Below are 24,538 nucleotides of genomic sequence, written 5' to 3'. Positions count from 1 at the left end.
TTCTTGGGGCTTGTTTCCCAGCCCGGCTGGCGGGCCGACATGGCCGGGGTGGAAGAACTGCTGCGCCTGGTATGTCTTTTAATTATTACCGCAGGTCTCTTTTTATTTTTGTTGACAACGAAAAGTTTCTGGTTACCGTTTGCAACCGGCTGGCATCAGGCCATTGTCGTAACTTCTCCTTACCACCTGCGGCGCACCAGACCGGCTTTTAACAATGTATTTCGGGGCAGCGGCATCCGCTTGAGCTTCTACGGAGAGGAGGGCCCGTGGCTGGATCCTACCCGCTGGTAGCTCCAGGACCGGGGGATAGAAGTGGTGGGCCTGGATATCCTTAGAACTGGACTGGCGCCCACAGGTGACGCTGGAGGAAGGACTTAAACGCACTGCCGCCTGGTCTCTTTCTTCTTTTACATATTTGTCGGGATCGGTGCCGGCCCATACTTCTTTATGCAGCCCCCAGAGATGCTCGGCATAGCTTTTAGGTTTGGGTTCAATTATCGCTTTTTTCCCGTTTACCTTGATGATAATTTCGTCGCCTTCCTTTAGGCCCAGCTGTTTTCTTATTTCAGCAGGCAACACCATCTGACATCTCGCGCCCAGTTTAACAGTTTTTATAATGTCCAACGTTTTCCCTTCTTTCATGAATAATAAATTTTGATCTGAGTCATATTAAATAAATTATGATAAAACAAGACGGATTCGGAAATCATTTTACCCGGTTCCCTGTGGTGTTTCAACGTCGCTGGGGCAGAGCGGGAGGAGCGCATGCGCTACGAAGGCCGGCGGCCGGGCGACCCACCGGTCCTGGTGGCTGACGCTCGCAAAATCCGCGAACGTCTCGGCTGGATCCCCGCTTATGACGACCTGGAAGGCATCATTTACTCCGCCTGGCAGTGGGAGAAGAAGCGGTAAGGGATTTGTATCACTATGTGTTGATGTGGTGATAAATAAACCTCAGTGGTAGGCAGGACTTGACTGGTTGCTGCAAATTTAAAGACCGGCATTGTTTAAAACAGCCGGTCTTTAAAAGTCAGAGGCGATCTTATACCTGGGGGCGGCGCATCAATGTTTAATATCAAGGACCTTCAACAGTTCATCCTCGCTGGTGATGTCCAATATTTTTTCCGCCAGGTCATCCAGTTGCTCTACTGATAAAGTCTTTATCTTCCCTTCCACTTCAGAAGAAATGGTACCCAGGCGTTTCCTTAGCTGTCTTAAAAGTATTTCCTGCCTGCCTTCCTGCCTGCCTTCCTGCCTGCCTTCCTGCCTGCCTTCCTGCCTGCCTTCCTGCCTGCCCTGCTGCCAGCCCTTTAAATGCCAGGAAGTGGTCAATTCCATAACCCTTTGCACCTCCTCGGGTTGGAGTTCTTCCGGCAACTTCTCTTGCAAGGTTTTTTCTTCTTCGGGGTTTAATACCAGGTAGCTTTCAAAAAAGGCGGTTATCAGTTCCATCCTTGCTGGGTCCAACTGCATCCGTGTCAACAGGCGTAAAAACTCGATCTTTACCTGTACCCGCTCCCGGGGCGAATAGTCCATCTTGCTTAACAACGCCGCTGCTACCGGGTTGGTGCTGCCCAGGTACTGCCGCCAGGGCAGTTTTTTTAGCTGTACTTTGTAAAACTCGAACTGCAGGACCTTGAGAAAAGGAAACTCTACTTCGTGCCGGTTGGTTTCTTCTAACTTGCTGTCATGGGCAAAGACGGCGATGGGCAGCACCCTTTTCTGGTGTTTTTCGTAAAGCCGGCTGAAGTAAATGAACATGCGCCGGGCGAAGTCGGCTTGCCGGTAGGCCTGGGGCTCGATGTGGACCAGGACGCAGCCTTCTTCGCCTTTGACTTTTACTTCCGCCAGGATATCCACGTAGTGCTTGTCGCCGGCGGTAATATCGGTAATGACCTCCTGGCTTAAAAACCTGGTATCCGAATAGTCGATTAAAGCATGGGCTTCAGGGAAAAAGAGCTCCATAAACTCCCGTAAAAAGGTGGTCAGAAGTTCCTTGAACAGGCGGTCGTGATCAACGGGCATTGGCGGTTGCTCCTGTTTTTCTTTATTTTACCTGAGAGGGCCTGGGTTGAGCAAGGGTTAGTTATTTAATTTTATGCTGCAAAAAATGATTGGTAACTATAATCCAATGGCTCGGAATGTATGTTATTATAGAAGTAACAACGGATAGTTTGCCTATTAGGGAATGAAAAGGAGTTAACAGGATGCATATTTATCAGGTTGAAAGAAACGAAATGTGTCCTTGCGGCAGCGGGCGCAAGTACAAGAAATGCTTTCTTCCGGCTGTAGAAGAGGCTCAGCCTGAAACCGGCAAGGCTGCGGCGCGAGCGGGAAAAGCAGCTGGCGGGGTATCTATCCTCCCGGGAAAACCTGGCAGGGGTTGCCGGCAAGCTGGAAGAAGACGAACAGAAGTTACTGAGGTACCTGTTGCAGAAGGGGGGCTCCAGCCGGCTGAACGCCGTTACCCGTATTTTCGGGTCTATGCAGGGGGACGGGTTCTTCTGGCAGGACGAGCCTCCCGCTTCTACCCTGGGCCGGTTGTGGTCAAAGGCCCTGGTAATGGTGGGCAAGGCGGATCTTGAAGGCAAGCGGGTCAAAATTGCCACTATACCTGTTGAACTGCGGCAGCTTCTTAAGGACATACTGGGAGACAGGTAAGAGGAAAAGGGTGGATGAGGCTTATTATGGACGAAAAAGATATGATAACCGGTTTAACGGAGGTATATATCCGCCAGCTGGCAGGCGAGCAAAGTTTTGAGCGCGGGATGAATTACTATTTAAACGGGGCCATCCGGGAGCCCATGCGGCAGGGGACGCATCTGTGGGGGAAGTGTGAAGGTTCTCAAGACGAACCCTACAGCGTTGGTGTCGTGCTGGGGGAAAGCGGCATCACCCAGGCCTATTGCTCCTGCCCCCGGGGCGGTTTCTGTAAACACATTGTAGCCCTTTTACTTACATATATTCACGAACCGGAAATCTTCCTCGATATTGATTCTTTGAAAGCCGGGCTTGCCTCTTTAAGTAAAGAAGTACTTGTAGCGTTAATAATGAAAATGATACAGAGGGAGCCTTCAATGCTGGGGTTGGTAGAAGGAGCGGTTGCCATGCCGTCCGGAGGCCCTTTAGAAATTGATACCGTACGTCGCCGGGTGCGGCGGGCCCTGCGCTATGATGACCCTGACTATATTGTGATAGAACTGCGGGATATTTTGCAGATCATAGACAAGCTGGCGGAGAAAGGCGAATGGAAGGGAGCAGGAATAGTTTACCGGGAAGTGCTGGACGGCCTGGTAACGAGTTATGAGGATGACCTGTATGGAATCGATTATGAGGGTATAATCGCTTCTTTCGCCAATGAATGTGTGGAAGGTTTATGGGAATGCCTGGAAAAAGGTATTATCGATAATGAAACACGCCGGGATTGGCTGGCAACCCTTTTGGATGCGGAACTGGTTGATATAAGGCTGGGGGGCGTAGACTTTGCTTACGAAGCTTTTGACGTCATTCTCTCGCACGCTAATGAGGAAGAATGGGCGCTCCTGGAGGAAAGAGTTCGTGAGCTTATAGAGAAAAATGATGGCTGGGAAAGGGAGAAACTGGTAAACGTCCTGGTGGCATGGCGGGAAAAATACGGCCGGCCTGATAAAGCCCGCAGCATTATTCGCGAACTGGGCACGGTAGAGCAACGCATGTTCCTGCTGGTACAAGAGGGAAAAGCCGGAGAGGCAGTGGCCGTGGCAAAAGAACATTTCGTAAAAAAGCCCGGTATAATACTGAATCTTGCCCGGGTGCTGGATGATGCCGGCGAGGGGGTATATGGTGCTGAATTATTAACACAACTCGCAAAGACGGAAGACTCCCATCCGGACTATTTAGAATGGCTGGCTGAATATTACCGTAAGAATAGTAACCTGGATGCGGCTTTAAAATGGAGCTGGCATTTTTCCAGCAAAGCCCGTCAATTAAATCGTACGCAGCTTTATATGAGACAGGCGAAAAACTTGGCGTTGGGGAAGAAGTGCGCACAAGGGTACTTAAAGAACTGGAAGATAAAAATAACTTCGGTAAGCTTATTGAGATCGCCTTGCATGAAGGAGACGTCAGGAGGGCGTTGGAGCTTTTACCTCGCGTTCATGGCTATGGTTGGCGTGATTATCGGGGAGAAGTGGCCAGGGCGGCTGAAGCGGAACAGCCCCTGGATGCCATAGAGCTGTATCAGGAAATGGCATTGCGGGCTATCAGCTGGCGCCAGCGTAAACACTATCGCCAGGCAGCGGAATTTCTGCGCCGGATAAAAGGTCTTTATGAGCGCCTTGGTAAGGGCGGGGAATGGGGAAAATATCTGGATGCCCTGAGAAAAGAATATGCCCATCTACCGGCTCTGCTTGACGAATTAAATAAGGCGGGTTTGTAGTGCTGGCCCTGGAGTATCTTTTGGACGGCGGTGGGAGCGATGTGTTCAACTGCGGCTACGGCCGGGGCTATTTCGTCCTGGAAGTGATTGCAGCGACCAAAGAGGTGACCGGCGTGGACTTCCCGGTGCGCTATGAGGGCCGGCGCCCGGGCGATTCGCCGGTCCTGGTGGCCGACGCCCGCAAAATCCGCACTCATATGGGCTGGCAGCCTGCATATGACGACCTGGAGTACAGCTTTATTGTCTCTGCGTTCATTAAACGGAGTGGGTACGGCTATGGTACGGTGATGTTTGCCCTGGCCAGTTAAGTGCAATTTAACGAGGGGATAAGTCCTACTGTACCGGCAGCTGGCCGTGCCTGCTGCAGCCATACCGCTGTAACAACTCTAATATGAGCGCATTATTTATTAGTATTTATTACGGGGTGGAAATTAAGTATCTGCGCAGGGTATAATATAGACTGTTGGTGGTAAACCAATTATTAGGGGTATGCGTATTAAAGTGGAAAACATATTGGCCCTTCTCGAACAAGGGGCAACAATTAAGGAGATTCTGGAAGATTATCCTGATCTGGAACCCGATGATATTAGAGCTTGTTTAGCTTATGCTCGCGCTTTAGTCGCCAATGAAAGCCTGGAAGCTGTAAATGTGGAGGTAGCCCGTTGAGTTGCCTTCCTTTAGGCCCAGCTGTTTTCTTATTTCAGCAGGCAACACCATCTGACATCTCGCCCAGTTTAACAGTTTTTATAATGTCCAACGTTTTCCCTTCTTTCATGAACAAAAAAATTTGATCTGATCATATCAAATTTATTATGATAAAACAAGACGGGTTCGGAAATCATTTTACCCGGTTCGGACAGCACTGGTTCGGTCGCTGCAGGATTGATGAGGTTACAGGAGGTACATATCATGACCAAAGTACTGGTAACCGGCGGGGCGGGGTACATAGGCAGCCACGTGGTGAAGGCCCTGGGGGAGAAGGGTTATAAGGTTCCGACCCACGAGGCGTTTGGGCAGGAAGCCTTTGTATGACGACCTGGAGGGCATCATTTACTCCGCCTGGCAGTGGGAGCGAAAAAGGAGCGGTCATTCCGTTAGACGCTGAGTTTTAATACAGGGATTTCAGCAACCTGTTCTTTTGAGACTGCCGGCAAATGTTTAAGGGCAAGAACCTTCAACAGTTCATCCTCGCTGGTGATGTCCAGTATCTTTTCCGCTAGGTCATCTAGCTGCTCCACTGATATTCAACAAGACGTATGGCCTTCGGCAAAGCGCTCCCAAAAGGGTGCTTTACATCGAAGATCACTTCCTTTACAATAGAATATAAAGTAAAGGAAAATGAGGTGAGAACGGTGCCTATTGCTAAGATATCAGCTAAAGGCCAGGTAACTATCCCGGCAGAAATACGCAAATTTTTAGGTGTCACACCGGGTACGCATCTTCGCTTTGTGATCCGGGGCGATACTGTCCAGATTGAAAAAGGTAGTGGGGGGATAGCCGCTCTGAAGGGTAGCGTACCGGTTGCTGGGGAACAAGATTTTATGGCGGTACGTCAGCACGTCATGGGGGAGGTGGCCAGCGAAATTGCCGGGGAAGGCAAAGACAATTGACGCCAACATCATACTTCGTTTTCTCTTAAATGATAACCCAGAGAGGGCTGAGCGGTGTTCAGCCCTTTTACAAAGAGTTGAAAGCGGGGCAGAGCAAGTATTTTTACCCGACCTGGTCATTGCTGACGTAGTATGGACATTGGAAAAGTTTTATCGTCAACCCAAAGCGAGGATAAAAGAATTATTACTTCCCCTATTATCTCTCCGGGGTATGCGGCTTTCCAGCAAGTCGGTGGCTAGGAAAGCGTTGGAGTGGTATGTAGAAAAAAATGTGGATTGGACGGATGCTTTTATTGCCGCCAGTATGGTAGCCGGAAACCGGATAGAGATATATTCTTACGATCGTCATTTTGATAAGTTTCCGGAAATTAAGAGGATTGAGCCCTGATATCTTGTTATATTTTTTGCCTTACTGATCCGGGTGAGCATGTTCTCCAATAATACTCGTAAACTGATAGCCTGCTCCGCCTGGCAGTGGGATCAGGTAAGGACCCTGTAGGGTAGTACGGTTGATGCCGGCGCGTAACGGCCGGACACAAGCATTTTTCATGGAGGACAATATGGCGCGCAAATTGCCTAAATACCTGAAGGCTGATATTGAACGCGGCTTTATTCTGGCCTACTATGAACTGGTGAGGGGCTGTAGAGTAAGCCTGGATATTCCCGGGGAAAATATTGTGCCGGTAGTGGCCTTTGCCCAGAAACCGGGGGAATTTTACGGCATGGATTTTTCCAGTACATACCACTTTGCAGAAAAAGAGAAGCTGCAAACAAGGGTACGCCGGGTGCAGAAAAAAGTTGCCGCTCTCCAGCGCTATGCAGAGTTTGCGGCATCGCAAAGGGAAATGAAATACCAGGTGGTCTATGAGATTTGGTGTTTCATGCCGCCCAACAAATTAGTGCTTGAAACAGTGAGTAAAGCCAGAGAAGAGGGAATGCCGGTAGAACTGGTATCCGTACAGGAGGTACATGAACGCATAAAGCAGGTAGCCCTTCTCGAACCCCTGGACAAGGACATTATTTACGAGAATGCTTTCCTGTGGGCGGTGAGTCTTTTCCGTGATGCCGGCGCCTGGAAATAGCCGGATAGCCTATTAGGAAAAGAAGCAACTAAAATAACCGCAGGGATAGGGTGGGTATGATTATGCCGGATTTAATAGAACTAATCGTTTTGGCGGCAGGAAAGACGAATCTGCGCTGCCTCCGGTTACCGGAACGGGAGATTATTATCTTGCGGCCGGTCGGAGGCGTCAGGGATGAAACGGAGGGAGAAATCCTCAGGGTCATCCCTAATAAAGAATGGGAATACAAGAAGCATACTTATCTTTCTGGTAAAGTCATCGATTCTTACATAGACGGTTCCGTATTAACACCTGTTCCCCTGAGACTGTACTCGCATGGCACCTGGGATTCTTTTTATTACTTTGCCGAGCTGTGGGAAATTGATCCGGACCGGGAGTTGCCTTCGTCTTTACCTGAGTGGGTAATGGCTGTTCTGAAAGCAGGTTCCCGTGAGGTATTTGAAATGGAGCAAATTATCCCAGGGGCGAACCCTGAGGAAATGGAGGACCCAATATCCCTGGCGGTTGAATATGCTCATCAGGGCAATATTGATAAAACGTGGGAAATTTTGCAGGGGTGCCTGACCAAAGACCTGCGCTGCATTGATGCCTTTGTCCACCTGGGCACATATACATTGGGAGATGGACGCAGCACTTGGCAGGCAGAAAAAGCGATGAAACATTACCTGGCAGGGGTTAGCATCGGCGAGCAGGCCCTGCCGCCAGGATTTAACGGTCTGCTGCCCTGGAGCTGGATAGATAATCGTCCTTTTCTGCGCGCCCTGCACGGGCTCGGCCTCTGCCAGTGGCGCCTGGGCCATTTTGATGCCGCCCGCAAGACATTCTGGCGCATTTTAATGTTTGATCCGATGGATGCCCTGGGATGCCGGTTTATTCTCCCGGATGTAGAAAAGGGTCGCGAATACCTCGCAGCTATGGAGGAGGAAAATAGGCCTTATTAGAGGCGATCCACGTCCTGGCCCTGGGAGCCATGGTTATTAACATGCAGCCGGGGCAGCGTGGTACCTTTATTCCAGCGCCAGATTGCCGCCGGCGGCCCGGTGACGGTAACCCACCAGGAGATGACCCGTTTCTTTATGACCATCTCCGAGGCGGTGCAGCTCGTTATCCAGGCCGGGGCTTTAGTGAAAAGCGGGGAGATTTTCGTTCTCGACATGGGCGAGCCGGTGAAGATATTGTACCTGGCGCTGAGCATGATAATCCTTTCCGGCTGTGTGCCGGGGAGGGATATTGTCTTGACAAAGGGGACCACCTTATTCTACGAAAAACTTCTGGTAGTCATGAAAGGGCAGGAGCGGGTCAATGCGCTTGGTCATACCTTGATTCAAAAATTATTCTATTTACGACATTGGTTGCGGTTTCAGGGCATCCTATCAACCCTTACGGTCACAGCAAGGCCATAGTGGAGCAGGTGCTACAGGACCTGGGCGCCGCCGGCGGGATAACCTATATATCCCTCCGGTATTTTAATGTTGCCGGAGCAGACCGAGACGGGAGAAACGGCGAGGGGAAAGAAGGCGGTACCTACATTCGCGACTACATCCACGTCGAGGACCTGGCGGCAGCCCACGTGCTGGCCCTGGAGGCCCTGGAGCAGTGCAGCCCTACGGCGGCCTATAACCTGGGCAGCGGCCGGGGCTATTCGGTCCTGGAGGTAATAAAAGCGGCAGAAAAGGTGACGGGGCAGAAAGTACCTTACCGTTTCGGTCCCCGGCGACCCGGCGGTGCTGGTAGCCTCGGCAGAAAAAGCTATTGAAGAGCTGGGGTGGCGGCCGCGATATACAGAACTGGAGGACATCATTGCTACGGCCTGGCAGTGGCACCGCCGCAGGCCGCGGGGATTTAAAGGTTGAGTTATACCAGGGTCATAGGGGATCAGATGCGGCAGGATGGTGAGGTATCTAAAGAAGAAGAAACAGATACCAGATTGAGTTGGAGACGTTTTTGGGGTATAATTACAGAATTATAATTGATATTAACCTCGGGCCTTAGGAGTGATGGCATTGATACAGGTTAAGAGAAGAGTAGAGCCAGGCGGAAAAATTACCATTGGAGAAGTATTGAAAATGGCCAAAATTAAACCTGGTGATTGGGTAGAGATTATCCCGGGTACGAACAAGATAACCATTAAGCTGACTAAACGTAGTAAATCAAAAGGTGCTGTCCTGGCGGCTGCGGGTATCTTAAAGGACCATCCTGAATTGGTTGAGGAGATGTTACGCATCAGGGAGGAAGAAGATGATCGATCAGGGGTCGTACCCGAATAAATATGTGGTCGATACTAACATAATTATTTATACACTGGCAGGAGTAAAAGCAGCAGTTTGGGCAATGAAGAAACTAGAAGACGACGATATAGAAGTCTATTATTCAACAATAGTCGAGGCAGATCAAATGGACCTCTATTCTAAAAGGATTACAGGTTATTCGATGCAGAAATATCTGACCCGGGAACTGGTCATTGAGGCCCTGCAGATGGCCATCACCAACCGCCGTCCCGGCCGGGGGCTGGTCATCCACTCCGACAGAGGTAGCCAGTATGCGAGTTACGATTATCAGCAACTGCTCCAGCAATATGGTTTTATCTGTTCCATGAGCCGCAAAGGAGATTGTTGGGACAATTGTCCTATGGAAAGCTTCTTCAAGACACTGAAGACAGAACTCGTATACCATCGCCGTTTTAAAACCCGGGCAGAAGCGAAACTGGAAATCTTCGGAGTATATCGAGGTTTTTTATAACCGTCTCAGGTTACATTCGGCCCTTGGGTATGAGACACCGGAAGAATTCGAGAAAAACTATGATAACCGGATAAAAGTGGCTTAAGTTGATGTTCTATTTACCGGGGGAAGTCTATATAGTTACACGCGCGGTAAAGTTCGCCCCGTGGCTGCCGATATATTGGTATGAGGCTGATATTTACGGGGTGAATAATGGTGCGCATCACCAACCGCATGCTCGGGCAGAACGTGGTCCGCAATATCAACCGCAACCTGGATAATATGTACCGCACCCAGGAGCAGATGTCCACCGGCAAGAGGGTCAACCGTCCTTCCGACGACCCCATCGTCGTCGCCAGGGTCCTGGCCTTTAAGACTTCTATTGCCGCCAATGACCAGTATAAAAAGAACATGGAAGACGCCAGGGGCTGGCTCGACGCCTCGGAAAGGGCCCTGGGCATGGCTACCGACGTGCTCCAGCGCGCCAGGGAGCTGGCGGTTTACGGTTCTAACGGGACCATGCCCGAGGAATCCATGCGGGCTTTGGGACAGGAAGTAGATCAACTCCTCGACGAGATGGTGCAGGTCGCCAACACTTCTTACGGCGGCCGCTACGTGTTTGGTGGTACTTATACCACGGCCACCCCGTTTGTAAAGGTCAGTGATACCACCAGTCCGGACTATCCTGTAAGGTATGAAGGCAATTCAGGGCGTTTAAATTGGGAAATGGCCCCGGAAGTGGTTGTTGCCGTTAATGAAGACGGCGAAAAAATATTTAAAAATGCTATTAAGGATAACGCCGGCGTAACAAGTTCCATTTTTGACTTATTAACCGAGTTGCGTGACGCCCTTAATAATGGTAATAATACCGCCGTCTCCAATACCCTGGGCAAGTTCGACCAGGCCATCGACCACATCCTGAACATCCGCGCCACCATGGGCGCCAAGAGCAACCGCCTGGAGATGGCCATGTCCCGCCTGGACGATACCCAGATCGGCCTTACCTCCACCATGTCTAAGCTGGAAGACGTGGATCTGGCCGAAACGGTAATGAATTATAAAAACCGGGAAAACGTCTACCGGGCTTCCCTGGCTACAGGGGCCATGGTCCTGCAGCCGAGCTTGATCGACTACCTGCGCTGATACTGCCCTTAACCCTCTTTTTCAACCGGGTATAAAGGGAAGGGGAACCGGGGTTGAATATTAAACGCAAAACCGGACTCATATTGCTGCTGGCAGCGGTAGCAATATTTTTTTCCTGCCGCACGGCCCTGGCGGCCACGGCGCCGCGGATTACCAGTATTACCCCGGCGAACGGGCCGATGACCGGCGGCACGTGGGTGACCATCAACGGCTCTTACTTTGCCGCCGGGGCTCAAGTTTATTTTGGCGATGAACCGGCCGTAGAAGTAAATTTTAGCAGTTCCAGCAAGCTTTACGCAAAGACGCCTGCGAGCGACTCATCCGGCGCGGTGGACGTCAGGGTGGTCAATCCCGACGGCCAGGAGAACATTAAGCTGGCCGGATTTCTCTACGACCCTGTGGTAACTGAAGTTATCACAGGAGAAGAGGGGCGAACCGGGAGCACCACCGGCGGCCAGGCAATTACCGTCAAGGGCAGCGGCTTTCAAAACAACCTGGTCCTGTACATCGGCAGCAACCCGGCCACGGAAGTGACCGTATCTCCCGACGGTAAGACCATCACCGCCCTGACGCCGCCGGGCACGGCTGGGAAAGTGGCGGTGAAAGTGGTCAACCCCGACGGCGGTACCGGCATTTTGCCGGCGACCGACGCGAATACCTTCACCTACCGCTTGAGCCGGCCGGAGATAACCAGCGTTTCCCCTGCCAGGGGCACGTGGCTGGGCGGCACGGAGGTTGTCATCCAGGGCCAGGAATTAAGTGCGGAAGGTGTCGTCCGTTTCGGCGGCGTCCCGGCAACCATCAAGCAGGCCAACGGCATCACCGGGCTGGTGGTGGTGACGCCGCGCGGTTCTGTGGGCGTCCAGGACGTCACCATCACCAACCCCGACGGCCAGACGAGCCCCGTTACTGACTATACAAAGTTCGAGTTTATTATCACCCCTGTCGTTGATGCAATTACACCGAATTACGGCAGCCCCCAGGGAGGGACGGAAGTAACTATAACCGGGAGCAATTTCCCGGCTATAGATAAAATAGGCGTCACCTTCGGGGGGGTAGCGGCCACAGTAGAAGATGTGCAAGATGGATATATAAAGGTAACAACTCCCCAAAATGCCCCCGGCACGGTGGCCGTAAAGGTGTACGACACTACCGACCCCGAAAAGTCTTACACGGTGCTGGAGGGTTTCACCTATGTGACGGACAAGAGCAGCCCGGTTATTACCAGGATTACCCCCAACGCCGGCAGTAAAGACGGGGGCACGGAGGTCACCATCGAAGGCAATGACTTTCGCTCCGGCGTGGACGTCCCGTTAAAGGTAAAGTTCGGCAGCGTCTATGCCGAACAGGTAACGGTAAAAAGCACGACCGAACTCCTGGTTGTCGCCCCCCCCAGCCCGGTGACCGGGCCGGTGGACGTGACGGTAGAAAACCCCGACGGGGGCAAGGCCTCGTATGCTGATGGCTTTACCTACCTGGCGCCGGAACGGGTGCTTTTAATCACCAGCATCACGCCGAACCGGGGTTCCATGGAAGGTAACACCCCGGTTGTCGTTACCGGGGCTAATTTTCTCGACCCGAACGATCCCTCTGTCGATAGCGTTGAGCTCACCATCGGCGGCAACGTGGTAAAAAGCCTGGAATGGGACCCGGAGAATAAAGCGTATCAAGCCGTTACTCCTGCCGGCTACGGCACCCAGGACGTCGTTTTAATAATCAAACGCTGGCAGGAAGGTAATTTAATCACCGAAAAAGCGATTTTGCCCGGCGGTTTTACCTATAAAGTGCCGGAAAGCAAACCGCGGATCACTGGAGTAGAGCCTGCCGGGGGTCCCCTGGCGGGCGGCACCCTGATCCGCATTTACGGCAGCGACTTCCGGGCGCCCCAGGCCGGGGAAACGGTCCAGGTTTATATCGGCAACCTGCCGGCCACCAATGTCCAGGTAGTCAGCAGCACGGAGATCACCGCCGTCACACCGGCGTCGCCGGCGACGGGCATCCGGGATGTGACGGTCATCAACCCGGATCTCGCCACGGCGATTTTGCCCAATGGCTTTACCTACGTCGCCAGCGCCATGACCATCGTCAGCGTGACCCCCGACAAGGGGCCGGTTGACAGGCAGACCCTGATCACCATTACCGGCGCTAACTTCAACCAGGATAAAGACGAGCAGGACAATATCTACATCGTGGTAGAATTAGGCACCCAGGAAGATGGCTTTTTACCTGCCACCAGTGTCGTTGTCAGCCAGGACGGTTCTACCATCACGGCCCTGACGCCCATTACCACCGCCGGCACCAAGGACGTGGTGGTGCGCAACCGCTTCGGCAGCGCTACCCTGTCCCAGGCCTTCACCTATTACGTACCGTCCAGCAAACCGGAGATTACAGGGGTATATCCCGCGACGGGGCCGACCACCGGCGGCACGGCCATCACCATCTACGGCGAGAGGTTCCAGTCCAAGGCCACCGTCACTATCGGCGGGAAGGCAGCTACCGGGGTAGAAGTGGTCAGCCCGGCGGAAATCCGCGCCGTGACGCCTGCCGGGCAGCCGGGCAAGCAGGACGTAGTGGTCACCAACCCCGACGGCGGCCAGGCGACACTGCCGGAAGGATTTATCTATATCAGCCACCCGGTGCTTGAGAACGTCTCGCCCGCCCGCGGCAGCGTCGAGGGCGGTACCATTGTCACCCTGCGCGGCACGGATTTTTACCCGGGCATGCAGGTGTACTTCGGCAGTATCACGGAAGTGGTATACGGTACCGTTTCCGGGAGCTTTTACTGGCAGGTGCCGGCGGCGGACGTCCAGGTCATCGACGCGCAGGCGGCCAAAATCCGCCTGCCGGCGTGGCCGGAGGGCGTCGCCTTTCATAACGGCGCCAAAGTGGACATCGCGGTTGTAAATAGCGACGCATTTTTAAGCAGCGACGGCGGCAGCTATATAGCCGGCGGCATATTTACTTACTACCAGCCCTTAACCTCCCCCCGGGTGGACCAGGTTACACCCAATTTCGGGCCGGTCCAGGGGGGCAATGAAGTCCTCTTGAGCGGCAGCGGTTTCCAGCCGGACGTTAAGGTCTATTTCGGCTGGGAAGAAGCCCGGGTACTTGAGGTGACCCCCAGCCTTATCCGGGTGAGCGCCCCGGCCAACGCGGCGGGCCTTTACGACATCACGGTGGTCAACGTTTACGATACAGGCGTCTTTATTAAGGAAGACGCCTACGAGTACCGCCAGCCCCTGACCTCGCCGAAGATAACCGGCGTCTTCCCCTCCATGGGGCCGGTCCAGGGGGGGACCCTTTTGAGCATCAGCGGTGCCTATTTCTGGCCCGGGGTGCGGGTGTTTATCGGGACCAATGAAGCCTTCCTGTATGTAGACAACGAAGGCCGGATAGTGCCCAAAGAGATGGGGACCCAAATCATCAGTCCCCTGGTGGCTTCCGGCGGTAATGTCATCTACGTCCATACCCCCGAGGGGCCGAAGGCGGGGGAAAACTACCTCACCGGGCCGGTTGACGTGACCATCGTCAACCCCGACGGGGGCAGCGCCACGCTGCGGAACGGCTTTACCTACAAGCTCCCCGACAGCCGGCCGGCCATTACCGGCATAAGCCCGGCCAGTGGCACCACCAAAGGCGGCACCCCGGTGACCATCACCGGCAGCGACTTCCGGGAGGAACTGCAGGTCTATTTCGGGGGTGTGGCCGCCACCGTCAACAAGATCACCGCCAATGCCATTGAGGTGGTGACCCCAGTTCATGAGGCCGGCGCGGTGGACGTGACGGTGGTCAACAAGGACGGCGGCGTGGCTACGGCCTACCGGGCCTTTACCTACCTTGTGCCGGGCAGCGAGCCGGTGGTAAAGAGCATTGACCCGCGCGCAGGCAGCGTCCTGGGCGGCACGACTGTGACCATCAGCGGTGAGGATTTCCGTGAGGGCATCAAGGTGTACTTTGGCGGTACGGAAGCCGGCGACGTGGTGCGGGTCGATTACGAGACCGTTACGGCCTTCACCCCGCCCCACGCAGCAGGGACGGTCGACGTGACGGTGGTCAATCCCGACGCCGGCTCGTATACCCTGCGCCGGGCCTTCACCTACCAGGGTTCGGTGCCCCGCATCGACGCCGTGGCGCCGGAGCGCGGCCCCCGGGAAGGCGGCATCAAGGTAGTCATCCGCGGCGCCGACTTTATTGCGCCGGTGCAGGTCTATTTCGGCACGGTAGCGGCAACAGATGCCGTGGTAATTGAAGGCGGCAGTATGATCGAGCTCACCCTGCCGCCCGCGGCCCAGGGAAGGCTGGGCGCGGTAGACGTCAGGGTCGTCAACGGCCACGGGGCCGAGGCGGTAAGCGCGAAGGCCTTCACCTATGTGGTTCCCGACAGCCGGCCGGTCATTACCGGCATTGAACCATCCAGCGGTAGTACCCTGGGCGGCAACTGGGTTACCATCACCGGCGAGGACTTCCGCGATGATCCTGAAGTTTTTATCGGCGGCCTGCCGGCCCTGGAGGTGAAGCTCGTTGACGGGCAGACCCTGCGGGTGAAGATGCCGCCCCATAGCGAAGGGGTAAAGGACGTCACCGTGACCAACTACGACGGCGGCACCGCCACCCTGGCGGCGGCCTATACCTACAAGGTGCCGGAGAGCCAGCCGGTGATAAATAAGGTGGAGCCCGGCCGGGGACCCCACCTGGGTGGCACGGCCATTACCGTCGCCGGCCTGGACTTCCGCGAAGGGTTAAAGCTGTATATCGGCGGGGCGCCGGCCGAGGACGTCAAGCGGGTGGACTACAAGACCATCACGGCCGTGACCCCGGCCGGGACCGTGGGAGCGGCCGACGTGACGGTGGTCAACCCGGATGAAGGGACCTTTACCCTGGCCAAAGGCTTCACTTATTATTACGTGGAAGCGCCGGTCATCGAGGCCGTCACTCCCGGTGAGGGGCCGGCCACCGGTGGCACGAGCATCCAAATCAGCGGCAAGAAGTTCGCCAAAGGGGTCACCGTCCGCATCGGCGGCACCGAGGCCCTGAATATCGAAAGGGTGAGCGACACCCTGATCACCGCCACCACACCGGCCGGGAGCGCCGGCTGGCAGGAGGTACGGGTGATCAACCCCGACGGCGGCTGGAGTGCCCTGGCCCAGGGCTTCCGCTACTTGAAACCCAGGGGAGTGCCGGAAACGCCCGCGGGATTCAGGGCCAGGGTAATAAATGACGGCAAAACCATAAAACTAACATGGCACGAGGCGGAATTTGCCAATTACTATGAAATCTGGTCGGCGAAAACACCGGGCGGCACCTATAAATTTTTAGCCCGCACCGGCGATACGACCTTTTACAGCGATCCCCTGCCTGGGGAAGCAGGCTATTTCTTCCAGGTCAGGGCGGTCAACGAGTTCGGGTATTCCTCTTTTACCGGTGAAGAGTACGCCGAGGCCGAAGAAGACGATGACGAAGAAGAAACTGGCAGCGGGGTGGACAGGGCCAGGGTTACTACCGGCCGCAATACCGTGGAAGCCGTTCTAAAAGACGCCGCGCTTTTGGCCGGCGATTACAAGCTGGACCTCTCTGCATACGGCGGCAGTCAGGGCTTTACTTTCACCGTAAGGGTGGCTGCCGGGGCGGCCAGGGCGGCCAGAGGCAGTTTAAGCATCAGCACCGGCGAGATCAACCTGGCCGTACCAGCCGCGACCTTGAACGAGGTCTACCGGAGCACCCTGGCAGGCGCAGGCGAACAGGACGCCTGGGTGGAAATAATCATCGAGGACAAGGGCCAGGGAGAAGCGGAAGCCATCTTAAAAGGCCTGCCTGCGGGCGCGCGGGTAGTCTCCCGGGTCTGGAGCGTAAAAGTCCAGGGGCGCGCCGGGCGGCACTTTTATCCCCTGCTCTATTTCCCGGGGGGATACCTTCTCTCCTTTACCGCCCTCCCGGCGACGGCCGCCGGCCCCGTCATGTATTCCAGCACACCCATTAACGCCGGCTGGCAGCCTGTCAACAACCTCTACGCGCCGCGGGTGGCCCGGCTGCTTTTAGTTGGGAAATACGCCATGGTTGACATGGGGGGGTAAGTGATGGCTTTTCGCAAGCGCCTCGCGGCGGTCCTGTGTTTCTTGACGTTTTTCACTGCCGTTCCGGCGGCAGGCGCGGCCGAACTGGTCACCGGCCAGGCCTTCCGCGGCCTGGACTACCCGGATAAACGGCTGGCGGGAGTGAGCTTTGCCGATACAAGAGGCCACTGGGCCTTTTTACCAATCTTACGCCTGGCGGCTTTAGGGGTCGTCCGCGGCCGCGGCGGCGGGCTCTTTGACCCCGGGACGGCGGTGACCCGCTTTGAGGCCCTGACGCTGCTGGGCCGGGCGGCGGGTTGGGACGGCACGGCCATCGCAGGGGGGAACCAGGGTGCCGTCGCCCTGCCGGCCGCGGCCTGGAACCTTTTGACGGACCGGGAGAAGGCCTACACGGCCGAGGAATGGCAGCAGCCGGCCGCGCGTCAGGAGGTGGCGGCCTGGGTGGGCAAAGCCCTGGGCCTTACCCCGGTAAACACCGGGCTGTATCCATACCTGAACGCCTTTAAAGACGGCGGTGAGGTCGACGCCGATCTGGCGCCCGTGGTGGAAGCCGTCCTCCAGAGGGACCTGATGGCCGGGGTGGGGGCGGGGACCTTTGCCCCCCGCAAGTCCCTTACCCGGGCTGAGATGGCGGCCCTCCTGGACCGCCTCGACGGCCAGTTCGCTTCCCTGCGGGGCGCCGCCCGGGTTGAAGGCCAGGTGCTGGACCGGGTGGAGACCTGGGCGGGGAGCGGGGAACAGGTGGTTACCCTGCGGGTGGCAACTTTCGCCGGTCCCGTCATCAACCTGGAGATCAAAAAAGACGCCCGCGGGAACTCCACCGCAGATTTTATACTGTATAAAAACGGGCGCCTGACCCTGGGGCGGGAACTGGCCGTTGGCGATACGGTACGGCTGTTCCTCCAGGGAGATAACGTCCTGCTGGCGGAGACCGTTTCCTCATCGCAGCCTGTTAGCGGCACGGTCCTGGCCGCCGGGGAAAAGGAGTTGCTCCTGGTGGACGCCGTGGGGCGGCAGTACCGCTACGCCGTCAGCCCCCATGTGGCGGTCGAGGGCAGCGGGAACGTCGGATCGCTCCTGCCGGGACAGCCAGTCACCCTGACGGTCCAGGGCGGCACCGTCACCCGCATAGTCGCTGCCGGTACCGCGGCCACCCCGGCCTACAGCCAGGGTGACTCCCGGGTAATAACCGGCTACCTGAGGGAGATAAACGAAGCCGAGCTTATTATTGTCGATACGGCAGGGAACGAAAGAAGCGTCGCGCTGGCGGCTGCCGCGACCATCAGCCGTTCCGGCAGTGTTTTGCTGCCCGCCGACTTGAAGCGCGGCGACCAGGTAAAGGTGCAGGTCGACGGCAGGGGGGAGGCGCTGGCGGTCCAGGTAAGCGGTAGCTCCTCCCGCGTGGGAAAGATCGTAAGGGGAAAGCTTGACCGCGTGAATCCTTTTGACGGCAAGGTTGTTCTTCGCAATACCGGCGAGTTTTTCTACGGCACCTGGCTGGCCGGCGACGCCTTAAAGACCCTGGGGCTGACCAGGGAAGCGGCTGCTTCCTTAAATGGGACCGGCGGTGGCCTCTTGCCGTCCGGCAACAGTTTTGCCGGGGAAGTGCTCGTGATCCTGGGAGGAAGCGCCAGGGGCGAAACCGGCGAGGCGGTGGTAAAGGCGGGCGCTTCCATGAGGCTCCTGGAGGGCACCCTCCATGCCCTTTACCTGGGCAGCGGCGAGATGCTTTTAGAAGGCTACGGCGATCCCATCGTTTTTACCGGGGAAAGCGTATTCGTTAAAAACGGCCGCCTGGTAGGGGTGGCAGACCTTAATGCCGGCGACTACGTGTTTGTGGTGGCGGCAGCGGGTCCCGGCGCCGGGCAGGCCCTGCTGGTCTTCAGCGAAGACGTGTTGCCCTCCTCCTGGCGCCTCTACCGCGGGGAGATAGAAGCGGTTACCAGGGAAGGTTTTACCCTGGAAGACGTGGAGGAGATGGGCGCTGCGGCCGGCCGGCCCTTCGACTGGGAAGAAGCCGGCGAAAGCCAGGAGTTCGAGCTGGACTGGGAGCCAGTCATCATGGGCAGCAGCGGCTCGATGAGCAGGAGCGATTTTACCTACAGCCGTTTTACCGGCGATTATGAAGGTTACAGGGCCTATGTCCTGGTGCGGGGAGATGTGGCCCGGGGCCTCCTGGTCCTGCCCCGGAGCGACGTGGGACCCGCCATGACCAGCCTGGGCCGCCTGCAGGCAGTCGACCGCGGCGCCGGGACTTTGACCTTGACCGCTGCCCGCGACTGGAGTGCGGGATACGGCCGCTGGCAGGACCGGGATGAGCCCTTAAAATTGGACGCCCGGAAAGCCCTGGTGGTGAAAGGGAGGTCCACGGCCGCCCTGGAAGATTTGGTTCCCGGCGACAGCCTGTACGTCATTCACGACCAGGAACAGGCCCTGGTAATTGCCGTTATGGATTAGCCGCGGCAGCGCGGTAGGGTATGCGGTAAGATTAATTTCGAGGTGGTTTGTGGTGGTTACAGACCTTCTAAAAGGAAAAGCCCGCGTCCTTGTTTTCTGGTGGGCGTTTTTTGCCGTATTGCTGCTGCGCACCCTCCCGGCCGCGGCCGTTGACTATTACCGCTTCCAGGGCGGCATCAGGAATGAAAAGGAATATGTCGAAGTCCTCTACCTCACCGGCGAGCCGGTGGTCTTGAAGGGCACGATCCAGGAAAGCTCCGGCCAGGCCAGGGACGGCAGCGTAACCGGCAGGGTGAACTACAGGCTGGAGAACCTGGAAAAGGGCATCAAGCTCAACCGGAGCCTGAATTTTGCCACGGCGGTGGAAAAAAACGGGCGCCAGGAAGTGAATACCACCAGGATAGAACGCTTCAGCGAGACGGTCACGGTGGGGAAGGACAGGTACACCCTGCAGGACTTTCAATTTTCCCGTTCCGACCTCATTGACCACCAGCCGGCGGTGGACTATAAAAGCGGCAACTGGACGGCGCGGAAGGTCTACAGCGTGAACAACGGCCAGGCGACGGTGACGGTGGAAACCTGGGGCAGGACGGTGGGATACAACCACGCCTGGGGGAGCACCGAGACCGGCCGGGAAGAAGGCACGGTGTCTTTCAGCGGTAAGGTGGCCCTGGATAAAGCGACCCTTGTCTCCACCACCTGGAGCTGCAGCTACAGCCAGGGCGTTTCCTACCACCGCACCCGCTACCTGGAATACCAGGCCAACGAGCCCCAGGCCATCAGCTTTGCCGGGGGCTACGTCGAGAACAGCCGCACCACGGAAACCCTGCAGTACCAGGGCAGCTTTCCCGACCTGGAAAACGGCGTGCTGGCCAGCACCGCCTGGTTGAAGAAAGAGGGCGGCTTCGAACTAAACGGCCTGGCCGGCAAAAACCGGCTGTGGGTAGCAGACCTGGCCGATATCCGCGGCCACTGGGCAGAAAGCGACATCCGCCAGATCTACGGCCTGGGCGCCTTTGAGGAAACGGGAGAATATTTCCGCCCCGCACTGCCTTTTTACCGCGGCCAGTTTGCCCGGGCCCTGGTGGCGGTGCTGGACCTGCCCCTGCCGGTTGAAGCGTCGGGGACGTCCCGGCTGCCGGCTGCCGGGGGACTGTACGCCGGCAGCGTCCTGCCGGGTCAGAACGGGACGTTTTATACCAGGCCCAACTTGACCGTCCAGGCCGGGCAGGCGTCCCTCTTTACCGGCAGGCCAGGCCAGGCTGAGCAAGCCCCGGAAAACCCCATCTTCGCCGACGTGGCCACAACCGACCCGGCCTATAAGTATTACCGGGCCGTCTACGAAGCCGGGGTCATGTCCGGCACGGGACCGGGCCTTTTTGGCCCCATGAAGCCCCTTACCAGGGTCGAGGCCCTGGTCATCATGGTGCGGGCCCTGGGCCTGGAAGGCCTGGCGCCGGCAGGCTATGTGCAGACATCTTATCTGGATGACGGGGATATACCTGCCTGGGCCAGGGCTTCCGTCTACGTGGCCGATAAAATTGGCTTTAATCTGGGAGACGACTATGGCTTTTTGCGGCCCAACGAAATCCTTACCCGGGCCGAGGCGGCAGTATTCCTCAACCGTTTTATTCATTATCTCCAGGAAGAAATGACCGCCGACTACCGGGAGCGGGTGCTGGATTTTAACTAGCGCCCCTTTCCGGCGGCACGATGTCCCGGGCCAAACCATGCTGCGGCCGGGCACGTGTATTTCGTGTCAACCTGTGGAGCAGTTAAATCATCTCAGCCCCTGGAAAGGCGGTTTTACCTGTGAGGGTACAGACGTCACGTTTCGGAGTCGTAGAGATTGAGGCGGCGGATGTGTTGAACTTCCCGGGCGGCATCCCGGCCTTTGAGCACCTGCATAAGTTTTTCCTGCACCCCATCCCGGAAAACCCGGCCTTTACCTGGCTCCAGGCCGTTGCCGATCCGGACGTGGCCTTCCTGTTGGTGGACCCCTTCCTCTTTTTCCCCGGCTATGAAGTGGAGATCCCGGAAGGGCTGCAGCGAGAGCTGGAAATAAAAGAAGCTGCCGATGTCCTGGCCCTGTCCGTGGTGACCGTCCCGGACGGCGACGTCCGGCGCATGACCGCCAACCTGGTGGCGCCGGTGGTCATCAACAGGAAGGCCCGCCTGGGCCGGCAGTTTATCATGGAAGGCACCAGGTACACCACCCGGCACCCCCTGTTCCGGTGATAAGGGCCGTGGCGGCAGGCAGGCGGGGATGGAGACGGCGGTGCGGGAGGGGTATAATTGATCCGGGGCGGGTCACTTTGCCCGCCTGAGGTGATGATAAAGGAGCGGTAGCGAGTGCTCGTCTTAACCCGGCGGGTCAACGAGACCATCATTGTCGACGGCAGGATAAGAATTACCGTGGTCGCCATTGAAGACGACCGCATCCGTATCGGTATCGACGCCCCGCCGGAGGTGCCGATCGTGCGCGAGGAACTCCTCGCCGCCGTGCGGGACGAGAATAAGGCCGCCGCCAGGACGGCTGCCGTGGCACCCGGGGAACTGCCGGCCGTAAATATTGCGCGGCCGGTTAAAGATCGCGGCGGCCATACCGATATGTAGATTTATAGCAGGTTGAGCAACCAGGAGGAGTGTATCGATTTGAAGATAACGGGACAGGGACCGGTATCCTGGAACCGGGTGAACGTGGCCTACCAGCAAGGGGCGGGAGTCCAGGATAGTGAACGGCCGGCCCGGGCGCGCCAGGAAGGAGACAGCGTCCAGCTGTCCCCCGAAAGCCGGCTGATAAAAGAATTAAGAACCCGCCTGGCAGGCATGGAGGAAACCAGCGCCGGCAGGGTGGAGGTCATACGCGACGCCGTGGCGGCGGGCGTTTATAAAGTGCCCGAGGAAGACGTGGCCGGCGCCATCTTAAAGGAGATGGGCCGGTGAGGGAACTGGCAGAAGTTTTGCAGTCAGAGCTGGAAGTGGTGCGCGACCTTTTGGCCGTGTGCCGCCGGGAGCAGGACGCCCTGGTGGCCGACGATCTGGAGGCGATACGGGCGGCCGCCGAAAGAAAGGGAGAACTGGCCCGGATCTTAGCAGCCCTGGAAGAAGAACGGCAGCTGGCCGTGGCCGGCGAGGCCCCTGCGCCGGGAACGGAAGAACTGCGCTGCACTTTACGGCAGGCTGTGGGGGAACTCCGGGAAGTCAACGAGACGAACCGCCTGCTGGCGCGCCAGTCCCTGGCCTATGTACATAAGATGCTGTCCCTGCTCCTGCTGGAAGACCAGGCCCCGGCCCTCGTGGACCGGCTGGTGTAGCGGGAGGCTGGTATTAGTAACGGAATAAAGGGTGAAGTAAAGTGCCGGGAACTTTTTTCGGCTTTAACACCGGCCTGCGCGGCATGCAGGCCGCGCAGCGGGGTATATATACAACCGCCCACAACATCGCCAACGCCAACACAGAGGGCTACACCCGCCAGCAGGTGGTGCTGGCCACCACGCCCGCCTATCCCGTCCCGGCCATGAACCGGCCCGGCGGTACAGGATGGCAGATCGGCACCGGCGTCGACAGCCAGGAAACCCGCCGCCTGCGGGACGAATTCTTAGACACCCAGATCCGCCGCGAAACCGGAAACCTGGGCATGTGGGAGCAGATCCAGGACGTCCTGACCCAGGTGGAAATTGTCTTTAGCGAGCCTTCGGATACGGGCTTGAGCACCCTGATGAGCCAGTTCTGGGCCGCATGGCAGGAACTGTCCAAGAACGCGGAAAGCTCCCCGGTGCGGACCACCGTTGTCGAGACGGCCGGCGCCCTGGCGGAAGCCTTCAACCACAGCGCCCAGCAGCTAGAAACGATTATCGGCGACATCGACCAGTCCATCGAGCTGAAGGTCACCGAGATCAACTCCCTGGCCCGGCAGGTTGTAGACTTGAACGTCCAGATCAAAAACATCATCGCCGCCGGCGACCAGCCCAACGACCTCCTGGACCAGCGGGATTTGCTGCTGGACAAGCTGAGCAAGATAATTGATTTTGAGGTGGAGTATAACAAGATAAACGTCAATGGCGACGATATTTACGACGGGCAGGTAAAGATAAGAATCGGTAACGCCTATCTGGTGAGTATAGATAATAGTAATAACAGCATAGCAAATGAAGTGTCGGTCGGAACGGGTAATGACAAGGCAAAAATTTATTGGGGAGATGGGACGGAGATCACGCCCAATCGCGGGGAGATAAAAGGCTTGCAGGAAGCACGTGGCGATGTCCAGTTATACCTTAACAAGCTTGATGTTTTAGCTAGGGGGTTGGCGGAAAACATCAATGCCATTCACAGGGAGGGGCTGGATTTGAGCGGGCAACCTGTGAATACTGACACAGACCCCAATACCAATACATATGAAAACTTTTTTGTTGCTTTAAGCGATCCCCCCGCTACAGGTGATATCAGCGAAAGCGGTATTACCGCCAGAAACATCGGTGTTAACCTGAATATCCGCAATGATGTAACGAAAATCGCTGCGGCAGATGTTAGTGGTGGTGCCGGTAATGGAGCTAACGCCTTAAAGATCGCCCAACTACAGTCTAAGTTATTTCAAGAAACCGACATAAATAGCGATGGAGACATTGATACCCTGGTCGAGGGGACTAGCGGCGTCACCTTCGACGACTACTACAAAAACTTCACCGCTAAACTCGGCGTCGACGCCCATGAAGCCGGCCGCATGGTCACCAACCAGGGCGTCCTGGTAGACCAGCTCACCAGCCGCAAAGAATCCATTTCCGGCGTCTCCCTGGACGAGGAGATGGTCAACATGCTCCAGTACCAGCGGGCTTACGAAGCCGCGGCCAGGTTAATTACCACCCTGGACGCCATGCTTGACAAGATCATCAACGGCATGGGCGTGACGCGGTAGAGCCGGGAAGAGCTATATGTGGTTCCCGGCAGCCAGAAATAAGAGCAGGGGCGGCATTGAGCGGTAACGGTTTGTATGATATGATCATTTCAGCAAATTAGTTCAAGACGCCGATCTCGTCCACT

At 56.5% G+C, this 24,538-nt stretch carries 22 protein-coding genes and 5 pseudogenes; 25 read left to right on the top strand and 2 right to left on the bottom strand.

All coding sequences use genetic code 11. The features are described from left to right. Positions 1-132: 132 nt before the first annotated feature. Entirely contained in the window at positions 133-642 is a 510-nt protein-coding gene (locus tag NWF31_RS14950; protein WP_422880257.1) for an AbrB/MazE/SpoVT family DNA-binding domain-containing protein, read from the bottom strand. A gap of 123 nt (positions 643-765) precedes the next feature. Here NWF31_RS14950 and NWF31_RS06915 point away from each other — a divergent pair, with 123 nt between their 5' ends. Continuing rightward, complete coding sequence (locus NWF31_RS06915; protein ID WP_258359778.1) at positions 766-912, top strand: hypothetical protein; 147 nt, start codon at positions 766-768, stop codon at positions 910-912. A 150-nt stretch (positions 913-1,062) separates the two neighbouring features. Here the strand turns inward: NWF31_RS06915 and NWF31_RS06910 are convergent, their stop codons facing one another. Continuing rightward, positions 1,063-2,025, bottom strand: coding sequence for a DUF4351 domain-containing protein (locus NWF31_RS06910; RefSeq protein WP_258359777.1), 963 nt, complete (start codon positions 2,023-2,025; stop codon positions 1,063-1,065). Between the two features lie 182 nt (positions 2,026-2,207). Between NWF31_RS06910 and NWF31_RS14945 the strand changes: the two are divergent. The 24 genes and pseudogenes from NWF31_RS14945 to flgK all read left to right on the top strand — a co-directional run. Further along, positions 2,208-2,276 (top strand): annotated as a pseudogene (locus NWF31_RS14945) (SEC-C metal-binding domain-containing protein); the annotation flags it as partial. 154 nt (positions 2,277-2,430) lie between these two features. Continuing rightward, positions 2,431-2,661, top strand: a complete 231-nt coding sequence (locus tag NWF31_RS06905) for a hypothetical protein (protein ID WP_258359776.1) — start codon at positions 2,431-2,433, stop codon at positions 2,659-2,661. A 26-nt stretch (positions 2,662-2,687) separates the two neighbouring features. Beyond that, positions 2,688-4,211, top strand: coding sequence for an SWIM zinc finger family protein (locus tag NWF31_RS06900; protein WP_258359775.1), 1,524 nt, complete (start codon positions 2,688-2,690; stop codon positions 4,209-4,211). Beyond that, complete coding sequence (locus tag NWF31_RS06895; RefSeq protein ID WP_258359774.1) at positions 4,169-4,417, top strand: hypothetical protein; 249 nt, start codon at positions 4,169-4,171, stop codon at positions 4,415-4,417. The genes NWF31_RS06900 and NWF31_RS06895 overlap by 43 nt, the downstream gene beginning before the upstream one ends. Further along, positions 4,417-4,725, top strand: coding sequence for a hypothetical protein (locus tag NWF31_RS06890; protein WP_258359773.1), 309 nt, complete (start codon positions 4,417-4,419; stop codon positions 4,723-4,725). The genes NWF31_RS06895 and NWF31_RS06890 overlap by 1 nt, the downstream gene beginning before the upstream one ends. A gap of 166 nt (positions 4,726-4,891) precedes the next feature. Further along, positions 4,892-5,083: pseudogene (locus NWF31_RS15050) on the top strand (DUF433 domain-containing protein); the annotation flags it as partial. A gap of 243 nt (positions 5,084-5,326) precedes the next feature. Next, positions 5,327-5,422 (top strand): annotated as a pseudogene (locus NWF31_RS06880) (NAD-dependent epimerase/dehydratase family protein); the annotation flags it as partial. Positions 5,423-5,769: 347 nt separating this feature from the next. Next, positions 5,770-6,027 carry an AbrB/MazE/SpoVT family DNA-binding domain-containing protein gene (locus tag NWF31_RS06875; RefSeq protein ID WP_258359771.1) on the top strand — a complete coding sequence of 86 codons (258 nt, stop codon included), beginning with the start codon at positions 5,770-5,772 and terminating at the stop codon, positions 6,025-6,027. Next, positions 6,002-6,415: a type II toxin-antitoxin system VapC family toxin gene (locus NWF31_RS06870; RefSeq protein ID WP_258359770.1), complete on the top strand. Its 414-nt coding sequence runs from the start codon at positions 6,002-6,004 to the stop codon at positions 6,413-6,415. The genes NWF31_RS06875 and NWF31_RS06870 overlap by 26 nt, the downstream gene beginning before the upstream one ends. A 172-nt stretch (positions 6,416-6,587) precedes the next feature. Further along, entirely contained in the window at positions 6,588-7,109 is a 522-nt protein-coding gene (locus NWF31_RS06865; protein WP_258359769.1) for a metal-sensitive transcriptional regulator, read from the top strand. A 62-nt stretch (positions 7,110-7,171) separates the two neighbouring features. Next, entirely contained in the window at positions 7,172-8,050 is an 879-nt protein-coding gene (locus NWF31_RS06860) for a hypothetical protein (protein WP_258359768.1), read from the top strand. Between the two features lie 45 nt (positions 8,051-8,095). After that, positions 8,096-8,425 (top strand): annotated as a pseudogene (locus NWF31_RS14595) (polysaccharide biosynthesis protein); the annotation flags it as partial. Positions 8,426-8,511: 86 nt separating this feature from the next. After that, positions 8,512-8,865, top strand: a complete 354-nt coding sequence (locus NWF31_RS06850; RefSeq protein ID WP_258359767.1) for an NAD-dependent epimerase/dehydratase family protein — start codon at positions 8,512-8,514, stop codon at positions 8,863-8,865. 247 nt (positions 8,866-9,112) lie between these two features. Then, positions 9,113-9,376, top strand: coding sequence for a phospholipase D-like domain-containing protein (locus tag NWF31_RS06845; protein WP_258359766.1), 264 nt, complete (start codon positions 9,113-9,115; stop codon positions 9,374-9,376). Between the two features lie 127 nt (positions 9,377-9,503). Next, positions 9,504-9,933, top strand: a pseudogene (locus NWF31_RS06840) (IS3 family transposase); the annotation flags it as partial. 107 nt (positions 9,934-10,040) lie between these two features. Further along, positions 10,041-10,970 carry a flagellar hook-associated protein FlgL gene (gene flgL, locus NWF31_RS06835; RefSeq protein ID WP_258359765.1) on the top strand — a complete coding sequence of 310 codons (930 nt, stop codon included), beginning with the start codon at positions 10,041-10,043 and terminating at the stop codon, positions 10,968-10,970. 53 nt (positions 10,971-11,023) lie between these two features. Then, on the top strand, positions 11,024-17,041 hold the full coding sequence (locus NWF31_RS06830; RefSeq protein WP_258359764.1) for an IPT/TIG domain-containing protein: 6,018 nt from the start codon (positions 11,024-11,026) through the stop codon (positions 17,039-17,041). 3 nt (positions 17,042-17,044) lie between these two features. After that, on the top strand, positions 17,045-19,498 hold the full coding sequence (locus NWF31_RS06825) for an S-layer homology domain-containing protein (protein ID WP_258359763.1): 2,454 nt from the start codon (positions 17,045-17,047) through the stop codon (positions 19,496-19,498). A gap of 52 nt (positions 19,499-19,550) precedes the next feature. Beyond that, positions 19,551-21,191 (top strand): S-layer homology domain-containing protein, encoded by a 1,641-nt coding sequence (locus tag NWF31_RS14780; protein ID WP_258359762.1) that lies wholly within the window; start codon positions 19,551-19,553, stop codon positions 21,189-21,191. A 119-nt stretch (positions 21,192-21,310) separates the two neighbouring features. Beyond that, the gene (gene fliW, locus NWF31_RS06815; protein ID WP_258359761.1) at positions 21,311-21,736 is read left to right on the top strand and encodes a flagellar assembly protein FliW; all 426 of its coding nucleotides are present in this window, start codon (positions 21,311-21,313) and stop codon (positions 21,734-21,736) included. A 114-nt stretch (positions 21,737-21,850) separates the two neighbouring features. After that, positions 21,851-22,114, top strand: coding sequence for a carbon storage regulator (locus tag NWF31_RS06810; protein ID WP_258359760.1), 264 nt, complete (start codon positions 21,851-21,853; stop codon positions 22,112-22,114). Between the two features lie 39 nt (positions 22,115-22,153). Next, positions 22,154-22,444, top strand: a complete 291-nt coding sequence (gene flgM, locus NWF31_RS06805; protein WP_258359759.1) for a flagellar biosynthesis anti-sigma factor FlgM — start codon at positions 22,154-22,156, stop codon at positions 22,442-22,444. Next, positions 22,441-22,815 (top strand): flagellar protein FlgN, encoded by a 375-nt coding sequence (locus NWF31_RS06800; RefSeq protein ID WP_258359758.1) that lies wholly within the window; start codon positions 22,441-22,443, stop codon positions 22,813-22,815. The genes flgM and NWF31_RS06800 overlap by 4 nt, the downstream gene beginning before the upstream one ends. A gap of 41 nt (positions 22,816-22,856) precedes the next feature. Continuing rightward, positions 22,857-24,413 (top strand): flagellar hook-associated protein FlgK, encoded by a 1,557-nt coding sequence (gene flgK, locus NWF31_RS06795; protein WP_258359757.1) that lies wholly within the window; start codon positions 22,857-22,859, stop codon positions 24,411-24,413. The last annotated feature ends 125 nt before the right edge of the window (positions 24,414-24,538 follow it).

The organism is Neomoorella sulfitireducens, assembly GCF_024733845.1.
GTDB classification, from domain to species: domain Bacteria; phylum Bacillota; class DSM-521; order Neomoorellales; family Neomoorellaceae; genus Neomoorella; species Neomoorella sulfitireducens.
This window is presented reverse-complemented; position numbering and strand designations above follow the sequence as displayed.